6 protein-coding genes are annotated in these 15,033 nt (G+C 71.6%); 5 read left to right on the top strand and 1 reads right to left on the bottom strand.

Annotated features, from left to right (window positions below; all coding sequences use genetic code 11):
* Nucleotides 1-77: 77 nt before the first annotated feature.
* Nucleotides 78-1,019, top strand: a complete 942-nt coding sequence (locus Q0741_RS25600; RefSeq protein WP_298236023.1) for a DUF533 domain-containing protein — start codon at nucleotides 78-80, stop codon at nucleotides 1,017-1,019.
* Nucleotides 1,020-1,077: 58 nt separating this feature from the next.
* On the opposite strand, the gene Q0741_RS25595 is transcribed toward Q0741_RS25600, so the two are convergent.
* Nucleotides 1,078-1,914: a septal ring lytic transglycosylase RlpA family protein gene (locus Q0741_RS25595; RefSeq protein WP_298236022.1), complete on the bottom strand. Its 837-nt coding sequence runs from the start codon at nucleotides 1,912-1,914 to the stop codon at nucleotides 1,078-1,080.
* A gap of 431 nt (nucleotides 1,915-2,345) precedes the next feature.
* Here Q0741_RS25595 and Q0741_RS25590 point away from each other — a divergent pair, with 431 nt between their 5' ends.
* The 4 genes from Q0741_RS25590 to Q0741_RS25575 form a co-directional block, all read left to right on the top strand.
* The gene (locus Q0741_RS25590; protein WP_298236021.1) at nucleotides 2,346-3,902 is read left to right on the top strand and encodes a TolC family protein; all 1,557 of its coding nucleotides are present in this window, start codon (nucleotides 2,346-2,348) and stop codon (nucleotides 3,900-3,902) included.
* Nucleotides 3,903-3,916: 14 nt separating this feature from the next.
* Nucleotides 3,917-4,753, top strand: coding sequence for an efflux RND transporter periplasmic adaptor subunit (locus Q0741_RS25585; RefSeq protein WP_298236020.1), 837 nt, complete (start codon nucleotides 3,917-3,919; stop codon nucleotides 4,751-4,753).
* Nucleotides 4,754-4,893: 140 nt separating this feature from the next.
* The gene (locus tag Q0741_RS25580) at nucleotides 4,894-5,712 is read left to right on the top strand and encodes a phage tail protein (RefSeq protein ID WP_298236019.1); all 819 of its coding nucleotides are present in this window, start codon (nucleotides 4,894-4,896) and stop codon (nucleotides 5,710-5,712) included.
* A 148-nt stretch (nucleotides 5,713-5,860) separates the two neighbouring features.
* Nucleotides 5,861-15,033: DUF4347 domain-containing protein (locus Q0741_RS25575; RefSeq protein WP_298236018.1), on the top strand; the 9,173-nt coding region annotated here is incomplete at its 3' end.

Here is a 15,033-nt window from a genome sequence, read left to right as displayed (position 1 = left end):
AGCAACCACCTGCGGGCGGAACCTTCGCCCCCCGCGGCGACCGAACCCGCTTCACTCACTGGCCCGCGGACTTCCCCATGACCCCTGCCGACACCCAAGCCATCGTCACCATCGCCGTGCTGGCGGCATTTGCCGACGGCGACAAGCACGACCGCGAGCGCGAGGAGCTCAAGCGCATCGCGGAAGGCCTGGGCCGGGCCCATGACGTGCACCTTCCGACGCTCTACCAGGACGTGCTGATGAAGCGCGTGGACACCGCTTCCGCGGTCGCCGCGCTCGGCAGCGCCGAGGCCCGCCAGCTCGCCTACGAGATGGCGGTCTGCGTCTGCGACGCCGACGGCGCGCAGTCGCCGGCCGAGGTGGGCTTCCTGTCCAGCCTGCGCAGCCAGCTCGGCCTGGGCCCGTCGGCCGAGCGTTTCGCCGCGCAGGCCGAGGAGATCGCGGCGGCGCCCATCGCTGCAGCGCCGGCCTCGCCAGCCCCGGGCGCCGCGGCGCCGGCCGTGGACGATGCCGCCCTCGACCGGGAGATCCTGAACGCCGCCATCCTGAACGGCGCCATCGAGCTGCTGCCCGAGACCCTCTCGACGATGGCGATCATTCCGCTGCAGATGAAGCTGGTCTACCGCATCGGCCAGGCCCACGGCTACCAGCTCGACAGCGGGCACGTGAAGGATTTCCTCGCCACCGTCGGCGTCGGCCTGACCTCGCAGTACCTCGAACAGGCCGGCCGCAAGCTGCTCGGCGGCCTGTTCGGCAGGCTCGGCGGCGGCGTGCTCGGCGGCCTCGGCAAGCAGGCCGTCAGCTCGGGCATGAGCTTCGCCGCGACCTATGCGCTCGGCCACGTCGCGAAGCGCTACTACGCCGGCGGACGCACCCTGTCGGCACAGATGCTCAAGGACGCCTACGCCAGCGTCGCCGCCGAAGCCCAGGGCCTGCAAGGGCGCTACCTGCCGGCGATCCAGGAAAAAGCCCGCGGGCTCGACGCCGGCAAGGTGCTCGCGCTGGTGCGGGGCCGCTGAGCGCCGCCGGGTCCTTGGCCTGGCAGCCGCTCCATCCGTTCTCGATTCCTCCCGGACCCTAGTCCCGCGCCCGCGCGATCTGCTGCCTCGCCAGCGGGTCGCGCGCGGCCTCCCCGAGGCGCACGCTGCCGTCGGGCATCGGCACCTCGATGGGCGTGACCTCCACCGGCGCCACGCCCTCGCGCGGCGTGATGCCCACCGCCCGCGCCGTGGCCGGCGACAGGTCCACGATGCGGCCCCGCACGAAGGGCCCGCGGTCCTGGATCTTCACTACCGCGCTCTTGCCGGTTTTCAGGTTGGTCACCTTGGCCGTGGTGCCCAGCGGCAGCGTCTTGCTCGCGGCGTTGTGGTGGTTGAGCCGCATCGGCGTGCCGTCGGCCATCTTGCGGCCGCCGAAGTGACGGGCGTAGTACGAGGCCTGTCCCACGCGCTTGCGCCCCGAGTAGTCCAGGCGCGACTTGGGCGAGGGCGGGGCGGCGCGCGCCACCGCCACCTTGGACTTCCCCGCCTTGCCCGCCGTGGCAGTCTTGGCGGTCTTGGCGGTCTTGGCGGACTTGGCGGACTTGGCGGACTTGGCGGACTTGGCGGACTTGGCGGACGCGCCCGCGCGGCCCGCCGAGCGCACGCCCTCGGCCTTGCGCCCGCCGGCCTTGGCGCTTTGCGCGCCGTGGCCCGCAGCCCGCGCACCATCAGCCTTGCGCTTCGCAGGCTTGGCCTGGGCTTGGGCCTTCTTCTGGCCCGGCTTGGCGGCCGGCGGCCGCTGCGCCTGCGCGGCGACCCGGGCCGCCTCGGGCGCCTTGCTCTTGGTGGCGGCCTGCGCCGCGCCCACGCCCAGCGACCAGGCCAGCGGCAGCAGCGCGAGGCAGCGGCAAAGGAGGTTCAGCGGAGCTTGCATGTCGTCGAAGCCGCCGGGACGGCCACCGCGCCGGGTGGGGCCGTGCCCGCAACGGACAGCATGAACATCCCCGCAGTCTGGTCGGCGGCCCGGGCCGCGTCGGTCAGGCGCCGCCGGCGGACTTCGTAGGAAAACGCGCCGCCTTGCGCCCGCCGGCGTGTACAGGCCGCGGGGCCGGCATCCTCGTGCCGGCTCGTGTCGTTTTTCACGAAACGCAAATCTGGCTCGAAAGCGTTACAAGAAGGCAAAGCCCCTAAACTCGGCAAGCTTGTAGCCACCTGTTACCTATCGGACATTGTGTTTGAAAGGTAAGGGCTGGCCGTTGGGCGTTCGTCGCCGTCCGGTCCCTGTAGCCGGCATGGACGCCGGAAGAAGACCTGCGCGGGTGCCGCACCGGCCTGCCCGCCGAGTGACTGGATTGGGAGTTTTCCTTGCCTGCTACCACCAAGTTCGCCATTCCCGCCGGGATCGTGGCGGCGCTGCTGCTGTCCGGCTGCGCATCGATGAATCCGACGCCGCTGACGACGGTCGAGCTCGTGAGCACCAGCGCCGAGGACCGCGCGTTGGCCCAGCGCGACGTGGAGCCGCTGTCGGGCGCGCTGACGCTGGAAGAGGCCATGGCGCGCGCCATCAAGCACAACCTCGACCGCCGCACCCGGGTGCTGGAGGAGTCGCTGGCCCAGGGCCAGTTCGAGGCGGGCCGCTACGACATGCTGCCCAAGGTGGTGGCCAACGCCGGCTACCGCTACCGCGACGAGGAGATCATCACCCGCAGCCTTGACTCCGTCACCGGGCTGCCCTCGCTGGCCAATCCGTACATCTCCTCCGAGCGCAAGGCCTGGGCCACGGACCTGAGCTTCACCTGGAGCCTGCTGGACTTCGGCCAGAGCTACTACGCCACCAGGCAGAACGCCGACCGCGTGCTCATCGCCGGGGAGCGCCGGCGCAAGGCGCTGCACATCCTGATGCAGGACGTGCGCACCGCCTTCTGGCGCACGGCCACCGCGCAGAAGCTGCGCAACGAGGTGCGCGCCACGCTGGCCGACGCCGCCGCGGCGCTGGACGACGCGCGCAAGGCCGAGGCCGAGCGGCTGCGCAACCCGCTGGATGCGCTGCGCTACCAGCGCCAGCTGCTGGAGAACGTGCGGCTGCTCGAAGCCATCGACCAGGAGCTCTCCACCGCCGCCATCGAGCTGGCCTCGCTGGTGAACCTGCCGCTGGTGCGCACCCTGCAAGTGGCCGAGCCCGCGCAGGCGCTGAGCCGGCGCTGGCTGCAGATCCCGGCGCCGAAGCTGGAGGAGCTGGCCATCGCGCGCAACGCGGACCTGCGCGAGTCCTTCTACAACGCCCGCATCGCCGCCGACGAGACGCGGCGCACGCTGCTCAAGCTCTTCCCCGGGCTGTCCTTCAGCTTCGGCCCGCACCACAGCACCGACGCCTACCTGATCAACGACACCTGGCGCGAGGCCGGGCTGCAGCTGTCGTACAACCTGCTGGGCATCCTGTCGGCGCCGGCGCAGCGGCGCATGGCCGAGGCCGGCGTGGCCGTGGCGCAGCAGCGCCGCATGGCCACGCAGATGGCCGTGCTCACCCAGGTGCACGTGGCGCGCCAGCAGTACGCCAACGCGCTGGCGCAGTTCGAGCGCGCGGACGGCATCTGGAAGGTGGACGCCGAGATCGCCAGCCACGTGGTCCGGCGCGAGCAGGCGCAGATGCAGACCAAGCTCGACCGCGTCTCCAACCAGACCGCGGCGATCCTGAGCCAGCTGCGGCGCTACCAGGCGCTGTCGCAGGCGCATGCCGCGGCCGGGCGGCTGCAGGCCTCGCTGGGCATGGAGCCCACGCCCGAGGGCGGCGCCGCGGTGCCGCTGGCGCAGCTGACGCAGTCCGTGGGCGCCTCGCTCAAGCAATGGGACGAGGCCAGCCTGGAAGCCATCACGGCGCCCTTGACGCCCGCGGAGCCCGCAACCGCGCCCGCCGCGAAGTGAGCAAGGACCGCCCCATGAAGAGCAGTGTGCTCAGGGCCGCCCTCGGGCTGTCCCTGGGGTGGGGCCTGTGTGCCGTACCCGCGCTGGCGGCCGACGCCGTCAAGCCCGCGCCGCCTGCCGCGCCCGTGGCCAGGCCCGCGCCGGTGCCCCCGCCCGCACCCGCCGCGCCCTCGCTGGACAAGCGCGAGATCCGCGCCCAGCTCATGCCGCGGCGCTACACCACGCTGGCCGCCGAGATCGGCGCGAAGGTCAGCCGGCTGCCGGTGGCCGAGGGCGCGCGCTTCAGCGCCGGGCAGACGCTGGTGGCGTTCGACTGCACGCTGCAGCAGGCGCAGCTCAACAAGGCCCGCGCCGCGCTGGAGGCCGCCGACAAGACCTGGAGCGCCAACAAGCGGCTGCACGAGCTCAACTCGGTGGGCAAGGTCGAGCTCGACGTCTCCGAGGCCGAGGCCGCCAAGGCGCGCGCCGAGGTGGCCTCGAACCAGGCGGTGCTGTCCAAGTGCAGCACGCCGGCGCCCTTTGCCGGGCGCGTGGCCGAGCAGAAGGTGCGCGAGCAGCAGTACGTGCAGGCCGGCCAGGCGCTGCTGGAAATCCTGGACGACTCGGTGCTGGAGCTGGAGTTCATCGTGCCGTCGAAGTGGCTGGCCTGGCTCAAGGTCGGCGGCGGCTTCCAGGTCGCCATCGACGAGACCGGCAAGACCTACCCGGCCAAGGTGCAGCGCATCGGCGCCAGGGTGGACCCGGTGAGCCAGTCGGTGAAGCTGGCCGCGGCCATCGACGGCAGGTTCGGCGAGCTCATCGCCGGCATGAGCGGACGGGTGCTGATGGCGCCGCCGGCGGGCACGCCGTGAGCGCCGGGCCGCGCCCGCCACGGCCGCGACGGCGCGGCCCGCACCCCTGGTTTTTTCCCTTCGGCCCCTGGGGACGAAGCTCTTCAGCGGCATTGGAGTTGGGGTGCCGCCTTTCCCGTGAACATCAAAAGGAACCACGAATGTCCCGGAAACGGAACTCGATGAAGTCGGCGCTGCGCGCCGTGGCCGCCGCGGCGGTGCTGGGCGGCGCCTCCGTGGGCGCGATGGCCTGCGGCACGGACCCGTACCTGGGCCAGATCTGCACTTTCGCCTTCAGTTTCTGCCCGCAGGGCTGGCTCCCGGCCGACGGCCGGCAGATGCAGATCAGCAGCAACCAGCCGCTGTACTCGCTCCTGGGCACCATGTTCGGCGGCAATGGCACGACCTACTTCAACCTGCCCGATCTGCGCGGGCGCGTGGTCGTGGGCACGGGCCAGTACGCGGGCTCGTACCAGTCGTTCGTCGTCAATCTGGGCCAGAAGCTGGGCCAGGAAGCGGTGGTGCTCACGGCCAACCAGGCTCCCGCGCACACGCACCCCGTCACGTTCGCGCCCAACGCGCTCACGGGCAACGCGTCGCTGTCCCTGAGCGGCGCCTCGATCAGCGGCCAGACCATCACCGGCAGCATCACCACCCAGGCGCTCAACGGCGACAACCCGGCCGCCGGCGGCGTGAACGTGCCCACCACGACGGCCAACACCGTGGGCAAGAGCGGCGCCAATCTGCAGTTCTACCCGCCGGGCACCAACAAGATCGCCGTGCCCACGAGCCACGACCTGGCCGTGTCCGGTGGCACGGTCGGCGGCAACGCCAGCGGCACCATCGGCCTGCCTGCGGCCGCCACCACGATCAATACGGGCGCCAACACCCCGGCGAGCGCGCCCGTGACCGTGCTGCCGCCGAGCCTGGGCATGACGCAGTGCATCGCCGTCACGGGCATGTATCCGATGCGTCCCTGATCGCGGCTGATGCGCGCGCGGCCTCCAGGGGCCGCGCGCGCCCGCCCCGACCCTGACTTCCCGCGGCACGGACCGGACCACCCGGCGGTGCCGTCGTGATCGAAGCGTCCTTTTCCCTCGCCGTTCCAACCCATCCGAGCCCAGCACCATGAACCACGTCTATCGCACCGTCTGGAACGAGGTCAGCCGTACTTTCGTCGCCGTTGCCGAGAACGTCCGCAGGCGTGCCAAGTCGAGCAAGGCCGCCCCGGAAGGCGTGGACGGGGCCGCGACCGGCAGCGACGGCCAGGCGGGCCGCGCCGCCAGGGCGCCGGGGCTGGTGCGCGGGGCGCTGCGGCCCATGGCGCTGGAGCCGCGCTTCATGTTCGACGGCGCCGCCATCGCCACGGGGCTGGAGGCCGCGCACGCGATGCCGGACGCGACGGCGCACGCGCTCGTGGCGAAGGCGCCCGCCGCGGTGGAGGTGCACGCGGCGGACCCGGCCCTCAACAACGGGCGCAAGGAGGTGGCTTTCGTCGACACCGCCGTGGGCAACTACCAGGCGCTGGAAGCGGGCATCCGCGCCGGCGTGGAGATCGTCGAGATCGACGGCAGCGGCTCCGGCCTGGCGCAGATCGCGCGCTGGGCCCAGACCCACGCCGGCTACGACGCCATCCACATCCTGAGCCATGGCAGCGAGGGGCTGCTGCACCTGGGCCGCGACCAGCTCAGCGTGGCCAACCTGGGCCAAGCCACGGTGCAGGCCGGGCTGGCCCAGCTCGGCCAGGCGCTGGCCGCCGACGGCGACCTGATGCTCTACGGCTGCAGCGTGGCGCACGGCGCCACGGGGCAGGCTTTCGTGGCCGCGCTGGCCGCGGCCACCGGCGCCGACGTGGCCGCGTCGCAGGACGCCACTGGCGCCGAGGCCTTCGGCGGCGACTGGGTGCTGGAGAGCCAGTCGGGCAGCGTGTGGAGCCCCGCCGTGCTGGACGCCGCCTCCGCCGCCGGCTTCGGGCGACTGCTGGCCGTGGCGGACGCGAGCTTCGACACCGGCTCCAACACGTACTTTGCCGGCACCGAGGCCACTTTCGACGGCTGGACTTTCTCCAGCGGCAGCAGCACCGTGCGCTTCGGTCATTTCGACAAGGACGACTTCCCCAACGACCTGAACCTGTCCAGCGGCTATTCGATCGTCGTCAATGTCGACTTCGACCCAGCCTCCTCGTTCGCCATCAGGTCCCAGGACGGCTCGGACTTCACGCTCGATTCGCTGCGCATCAACACGCTGGCGAGTTCGAGCCAGACGGCCAGCATCTCGCTGTACCGCGGCACCGTGCAGGTCGGCTCGTCCGAGAACGTCGATTTCGCCACGAGCAAGACCACCGGCAACGTCCGCTACGTGCTGGAGCAGAACGCCGCCATGTCGGCGACCGGGGGCAACGTGGGGACGCTGTCCGTCCTGGCGTCCCTGGGCGACATCGACGAGGTGCGCCTGGTGTTCGGCGGCGACGCCAGCTTCGTCGTCGACGACATCGACATCACCGCGGCGGCCGTCGGTCCGGCCCTGAGCTCGGCCACCTACGACGCCTCGACCAACGTCCTGAGCGTCACCGGCACCGGCATGACGGCCGGCGACATCATCGCGGTCAACAAGCTCACGCTCACGGGCGAGGGCGGCGCCGCCTACACGCTGACGTCCAACAACGTGACGGCCACCAGCGCCACCACCTTCTCGGTGACGCTCAACAGCACCGACCAGCTCAACGTCGAAGGGCTGCTGAACAAGGCCGGCACCGTGTCCGTCGGCGGCACCACCTTCAACCTGGCCGGTGCGGCCAACTGGGACGCCTCGCGCACCACCAGCGCCGACGCCACCAATGCCGTCACCGTCAGCAACGTCCAGACGCCCACCATCACCAACGCCGTCTACAACGCCAGCAACGGCATGCTGGCGGTCACGGGCCTCAACCTGGTCAAGGCCAGCGGCGCCAACAACGACATCACCGCCAACAAGTTCACCCTCTCGGGCGACGGTGTCAGCTACACGCTGACCGACACCTCGAACGTCGAGCTCACCGACGCCTCGACCTTCATACTCATGCTCTCGCCTACCGACAAGGCGGCGGTCAACCTGCGGCTGAACAAGAACGGCGTGGTGTCCCTGGGCGGTGTCACCTACAGCCTGGCGGCGGCCGACGACTGGAACACCACCATCACCGGCGGCGACATCAGCGACGGCACGGGCAACACCATCACGGTCAGCGCCGTGCCCAACGCCGCGCCGGTCAACACCGTGCCGGGCGCGCAGACGGTGGCGGAGAACGGTTCCCGGGTCTTCAGCAGCGCCAACGGCAACGCCATCTCGGTGGCCGACAGCGACAGCGCCATCGTCACCACCACGCTGACGGCCACCAACGGCACGGTCACGGTCACCACCGACGACGGCGCCACCGTCACGAACAACGGCGGCGCCACGGTCACGATCGCCGGCACCGTGGTCCAGGTCAACGCCGCGCTGGCCGGCGTGAGCTACGCGCCCACGAGCAACTACGTCGGCAGCGCCAGCCTGCAGGTCTCGACCACCGACGGCGTCGCCTCCGACACCGACACGATCAGCATCAGCGTCACGGACGTGAACCCGGCCATCACCAGCCCGAGCTGGACCTTCTCCGTGGACGAGAACGCCCCGGCCGGCACGGTGGTCGGCACCGTGACCGCCAGCGGCGACCCCAACGGCCGGATCTGGATGCTCGGCGGCGGCGGCTTGTTCACCATCGACAACAACGGCGTCATCACGGTCGCCAGCGGCGCCAGCCTGGACTACGAAGGCACCGCCTCGTACACGATGCCCGTGAGCGTGGACGACGAGGACGCGGACACGGACGCCGACTCCGCGGCCACGGTGACCATCAACGTCCTCAACGTCAACGAGGCACCCACGGCCGTCGCCCTGTCCAACGACGCGCTCAACCAGAGCGCGGCCACGGCCAGCGCCACGGTGGGCACGCTCACCACCACCGACCCCGACGCCGGCGGATCCTTCACCTACGCCATCGTCGGCGGCACCGGCCTGGGCATGTTCGAGGTCTCCGGCAGCACGCTGCAGGTGGGCCCCAGCGCGCTGGCCGCGGGCAGCTACGAGGTCGTCGTGCGCTCCACCGACCAGGGCGGGCTGTCCACGGAGCAGACCTTCACCATCACGGTGGCCGACGACGTGGCGCCCACGGTGGCGTCGGTGAGCCGGCTCAGCACCAACGTCGCGGGCCTCACCAGCGTCAAGGGCGACCTGGAGTACGAGGTCACGTTCAGCGAGCCCGTCTCGAACGTGGACGCGTCCGACTTCACGGTCGACGGCACCACCGCCACGGTCACGGACGCCTCGTGGATCAGCGGCAACAGCTACCGCGTGACGGTGTCGGGCGGCAACCTCGACTTCATGGACGGCGACGTGACGCTGGGCCTGGCCGCCGGCCACGGCATCACCGACACCGCGGGCAACGCGCTCACCACCTGGTACAGCGGCGCCACCCTGGTCTACCACGTGCGCAACAACGAGGCGCCGGCCAACACCGTGCCGGGCACGCAGGGCGTGGACGAGAACGCCACGCTGGTGTTCAGCAGCGCCAACGGCAACGCCATCCAGGTCGGCGACAGCAACAGCGCCGCCACGCTCACCACCACGCTCACCGCCACGGGCGGCACCGTCAGCGTGACCGCCGGCGGCGGCGCCGGCATCACCGGCGACGGCAGCGCCACCGTCACCATCACCGGCAGCGCGGACCAGATCAACGCCGCGCTGGCCAGCGTGAGCTACACGCCCGACAGCAACACGAGCGGGACGGCGACGCTGCAAGTCCAGACCGTGGACGAGAGCGGCGCCGACGACACCGACACCATCACCATCAACGTCGCGGACGTGAAGCCGGCCATCACCGCCGGGCAGGTCTTCGCCGTGGACGAGAACAGCGGCGGCGGCACCGCCGTCGGCACCGTGGCCGCCACCGGCGACGCCAACGGCCGGAGCTGGTCCATCACCGGCGGCACCGGCGCGGGCCTGTTCGAGATCGACGCCAGCTCCGGCGCCATCACCGTCAAGAGCGGCGCCGAGCTGAACTTCGAGGGCACCGGCAGCTACACCCTGACGGTGGCGGTGGACGACGAGGACGACGGCATCGATGCCGACGCCACGGGCACGGTGACCATCAACCTCGTCAACGTCAACGAGGCGCCCACGGCGCTGGCCCTGTCCAACGCCGCGCTGGGCACGAGCGCGTCCGTGGCCGGGGCCACGGTGGGCACGTTCTCCACCACCGACCCGGATGCGGTCTCCAGCTTCACCTATGCGCTGGCCACCGGCGACGGCGTCAACGACGCCGACAACGGCAAGTTCTCGATCTCCGGCGACACGCTGCGCGTGGACACCGGCGCACTGCCCGTGGGCAGCTACCGCATCCTGGTGAGCTCCACCGACCAGGGCGGGCTGAGCACGACCCAGGCCTTCACCGTCACCGTCACCGACGACGTGGCGCCCACGCTGGACGCCGCCGCCTCCACGCCGCTGGACGGCGCCACCGGCGTGGCCGTCGCCGACGACCTGGTGCTCCAGTTCAGCGAGACGGTGGCCGCGGGCAGCGGCTTCATCCGCATCGTCAACCCCGGCGACGCTGGCGACACCCGCGTCATCGACGTCAGCGACACCAGCCAGGTCACGATCTCCGGCAGCAGCGTCACCCTCAATCCCACGGCCGACCTGCGCGGCGGCACGCACTACCACGTGCTCATCGACGCCGGGGCGCTGGTGGACGGCGCGGGCAACGCCAGCGTGGCCGTCGGCAGCAGCACGGTGCTGGACTTCACCACCACCAACACCAGGCCCACCAGCAGCGACGACCGCGTCACCACCAGCGGCACCACCGCCGTGACGCTGTACGCGAGCGACTTCGGCAGCTTCAGCGACGCCGACGGCAACGCGCTGGCGTTCGTCAGGATCGTCAACGTCGTGCAGCCGGCGAGCGCCGGCACGCTGGAGTACGACGGCAGCCCCGTCGCCGCGGGCCAGGAGATCAGCGCCGCCGACATCGTGGCGGGCAAGCTGCGCTACGTGCCCGCGGTGGCCAACACCAGCGCTTCCGTGCAGTTCCAGGTCAGCGACGGCATCGATTACTCCAGCGCCGTCTACACCCTGCGCTTCGGCCCGGGCAACACCGGCACCGTCGCCAGCGCCGTCAACAGCCTCAAGTTCTTCCAGATCGAGACCAACCCCGGCCTGGAGCTCAGCAACCTGAGCGCCGCGACCGTGCCCAGCGACCTGGCGATGCCCCGGGGCGTGCAGATGCCGCTGGGCGCGGTGGGCTTCACCATCAGCGGCGTCACGCCCGGCGGCTCGGCCACCGTCACGGTGACGGTGGACAGCGGCCTGCTCTCCAAGGGCTATGCCAAGGTGAATCCCATCACGGGCCAGCTGGTGTCGATGGGCGGCACCACGACGACCGTGGGCAACCAGACCCGGATCACGTTCACGCTGGTGGACGGCGGCCTGTACGACGCCGACCGCACGGCCAACGGCGTGATCGTGGACCCGGGCTACGTGACGCAGGACCTCTCGGCGCCGCAGGTGCTGGAGAACTCCACCTTCGTCACCAGCCTGTCGCAGGTGATGAACCTCGACGGCATGCGCGGCGGCATCAGCTACGCGCTGTCCGGCGGCGCGGCGGACAACGCGCTCTTCACCGTCGATCCCAACACCGGCGAGCTGCGTTTCCTGCAGGCGCCGGACTACGAGAACCCGCTGGACGCCGGCGGCACCGCGGGCGACAACGTCTACGTGCTGCAGGTCACGGCCACGGGAACGGGCGGCGGCAGCTCGGTGCTGGACCTGGCGGTGCAGGTCATCGACGACGAAGGCTTGCCGACGCTGGGCCTGCAGTACCTCGCCGGCGACGTCACGGAGCTGCAGCCCGACGCTCCCGGATACATCGATTCCGACCTCACGGACCTGACCGTGTTTGGCGACGGCGCGGGCGACGCGCTGACCGAGTTCTCCAACGGCTACGTGCTGGTGCAGCAGCTGGAAGGCACCGCGGACGGCGACTTCCTGGCCGATGCCTCCCTCGACTTCAAGTCCGGCATGGACTACGGCAGCGCCGACGACGAGTTCGCGGCCGGCGAGACGGTGTACGTCCTGGGCGTGGGCATCGGCACGGTGGACGGGCTGCTCGACGGCCAGGACGGCCGCGACCTGCGCATCAACCTCTTCGAGTCCCTGCAGGACACCGTAACCGGCCTGCCGCTGCCCGGCTCGCCCATGGTCGCCATGTATCCGGCCCAGGCCATGCAGCTGCTGCGCTACACCATCCCGACGCTGGTCCGGGACGAGCACGTCTTCGGCATCACGCTCAACGACGGCGAGAACACCTACGAGCGCATCACCGCGAGCTTCACGGGTGCGCACCTGGACGCGCCCGTGATCGACGGCATCAGCCTGGACAGCGGCCGCTCCGACAGCGACGGCATCACCACCGAACGCTTGCCCACGCTGCGCGGCACCGCGCCGGCCGACAGCACCGTCTGGCTGTACCTCGACGGCGTGCAGGTGGACGTCCTCGTGGCCGATGCCAACGGCGACTGGAGCTGGACCTACGGCGGCGCCCCGCTGGACGACGGCACGTACCTGTTCACGGCCAAGGCGGTGGACTTCGCGCTGGGCACGGTCAGCAAGGCTTCCGCCGCCTATGCCGTGATCGTGGACAACGCCGATCCGGCCGGCGCGGCCGACTCGGCGGCGCTGTCCAGCGACACCGGCCCCGACGGTACGGACCTGGTCACGAACACGGCCAGCCAGAGCATCAGCGGCACCCTCACGGCCGCGCTGGCCGACGGCGAGAAGGTGCTCGTGTCGCTGGACGGCGGCGCCAACTGGGACGAGGCCACCGTGGACGCCGGCGGACAGGCCTGGACGCTGGACAACGCCACCCTCACCGGCAGCGGCACGCTCAAGGTCAAGGTGGTCGATGCCGCCGGCAACGAGGGCGCCGAGTTTGAGCGGGACTACGTGCTCGACACGACGGCGCCGGCCATCACCGCCGTGAGCGTGCCGGCCGCGGGCTGCTACGTCGCCGGCGACACGCTGAGCTTCACCGTGAGCTTCAGCGAGAAGGTCGAGCTCGGCACCGGCGCCAAGTTGGTGCTGGACATCGGCGGCGCCACGCGCGAGGCCTCCTACGTCAGCGGCTCCGGCACCACCGAGGCGGTCTTCGCCTACACCGTCGCGGACGGCGACCTCGACGCCGGCGGCATCGATGTCGCCTCCTTCGACGCCGGCACCGGCGCCCAGGACGAGGCCGGCAACGCCCCCGACACCACGCTGAACGGCGTGGGCGACACCTTGGACGTGCGGGTCGATGCGGTGGCGCCGGACGCGCCCACGCTGCAGACCACGCTCACCAACAGCGCCACGCCCGTGCTGCGCGGCCAGGCCGAGGCCGGCAGCAGCGTCCGGGTCGAGATCGGCGGCGCGGTCTACACCACCCTGGCCGACGGCTCCGGCGAGTGGGTGGTGGACACCGCCAGCGACGCCCACACCGGCACGCTGGACCTGGGCGCGGACGGCGACAAGGCCGTCACCCTCACCAGCACCGACGCCGCGGGCAACGCCACCGGCGGCAGCGGCACGTTCACGCTCGACACGACGGCGCCGACGGTGCTGTCCATCGAACGGCAGACCGCGAACGACGGCGGCTACACCAACGCGGCTTCGCTGGTGTGGCGCGTGACTTTCGACGGCCCGGTGAGCAACGTCAGCGTCGACGACTTCGTCGTCACCGGCACCACGGCCGCCGTCACCAGCGTGGTGTCCGCCGGCGGCAACGCCTGGGACGTGACCGTGTCGGGCGGCAACCTGGCCACGCTGGCCGGCAGCACCGTCACGCTGAGCTTCGCGTCCACCGGTGACGGGCGCGACATCGAGGACGATGCGGGCAACGCGCTCGACCCCACGGTCACCGGCACCAACGACGACGCCTACGTCGTGGACCACCAGGCGCCGGACCTGGCGGCGATCGACACGCCCGCGTCGGGCACCTACGTCGCGGGACAGACGCTGAGCTTCACGCTGCGCCTGGACGAGCCGGTCCACGTCGGCGCGGATGCGTTGCTGACCCTCTCGCTGGACGGCGGTACCCGCCAGGCCGCCTACACCGGCGGCAGCGGCCTGAGCGACGTGCTGGTCTTCGAGTACGTCGTCCAGGACGGCGACGCGGAAGCCGACGGCATCGTCGTGCAGTCGGTGGACTTCGGCAGCGCGGCCAAGGCCGGCCAGGACCAGGCCGGCAACGCGGCGGTCATTGATGCGGGCTGGCTGCCCTGGGACACGGACGTGAGGGTGGACACGGCGGCGCCGGCGATCGTCTCCGTGGAGGCGCTGCCCTCGGCCGGGCACGGCGGCCACTACGTGGCGGGCGACGTCATCACCCTGGAGGTGGGCTTCGACGAGGACGTGGCGGTGGCGGGCACGCCCACCATCGAGGCCACGTTCCAGAGCGGCAGCGGTGCCGCCGTGACCCGGACCTTCGAGTACGCCTCCACCTCCGGCAGCACGGTGAGCTTCACCTACACCGTGGCCGCGGGCGACGAGGACCTGGACGGCATCGCGCTGGACGGCGCGATCGTGCTGGGCAGCGGCGGCAGCATCCAGGACGTGGCCGGCAACGCGGCTGTACTGGCGCTCGGTGGCGTCAGCACCGGCGGCGTGCTGGTGGACGCCGTGGCGCCCGTGGCACCCACGCTGACCCCGGTGGCGCTGACCAACGACACCACGCCGGTGCTCAGCGGCACGGCCGAAGCCGGCAGCACGGTGCGCGTGAGCGTGGGCGGCGCGACCTACGAGGTCACGGCCGATGCCAGCGGCACGTGGACGGTGGACACGGGCAGCGCCACGCCGGTGGACGGCGCGCTCGACCTGAGCAGCGACGGCCTGAAGGCGGTGGCGCTGTCGAGCACGGACGCGGCGGGCAACAGCAGCACGGGCGCGGGCAGCTTCACGCTGGACGCCACGGCGCCGGCCGCGCCCACACTGACTTCCGCCGCGCTGACCAACGACACCACGCCGGTGCTCTCAGGCACGGCCGAGGCGGGCAGCACGGTGCGCGTGAGCGTGGGCGGCGCGACCTACGAGGTCACGGCCGACGCCGGCGGCACGTGGACGGTGGACACGGGCAGCACCACGCCGGCGGAAGGCGCGCTCGACCTGGGCGGCGACGGCCTGAAGGCGGTGGCGCTGTCGAGCACGGACGCGGCGGGCAACAGCAGCACGGGCGCGGGCAGCTTCACGCTGGACACCACGGC

It is taken from the genome of uncultured Azohydromonas sp., from assembly GCF_937926365.1.
GTDB lineage: Bacteria > Pseudomonadota > Gammaproteobacteria > Burkholderiales > Burkholderiaceae_C > Azohydromonas.
This window is presented reverse-complemented; position numbering and strand designations above follow the sequence as displayed.

Coding starts and splice junctions, on each gene's coding strand:
- Q0741_RS25600 (WP_298236023.1), top strand. CDS start 78: ATGACCCCTGCCGACACCCAAGCCATCGTCACCATCGCCGTGCTGGCG.
- Q0741_RS25595 (WP_298236022.1), bottom strand. CDS start 1,914: ATGCAAGCTCCGCTGAACCTCCTTTGCCGCTGCCTCGCGCTGCTGCCG.
- Q0741_RS25585 (WP_298236020.1), top strand. CDS start 3,917: ATGAAGAGCAGTGTGCTCAGGGCCGCCCTCGGGCTGTCCCTGGGGTGG.
- Q0741_RS25580 (WP_298236019.1), top strand. CDS start 4,894: ATGTCCCGGAAACGGAACTCGATGAAGTCGGCGCTGCGCGCCGTGGCC.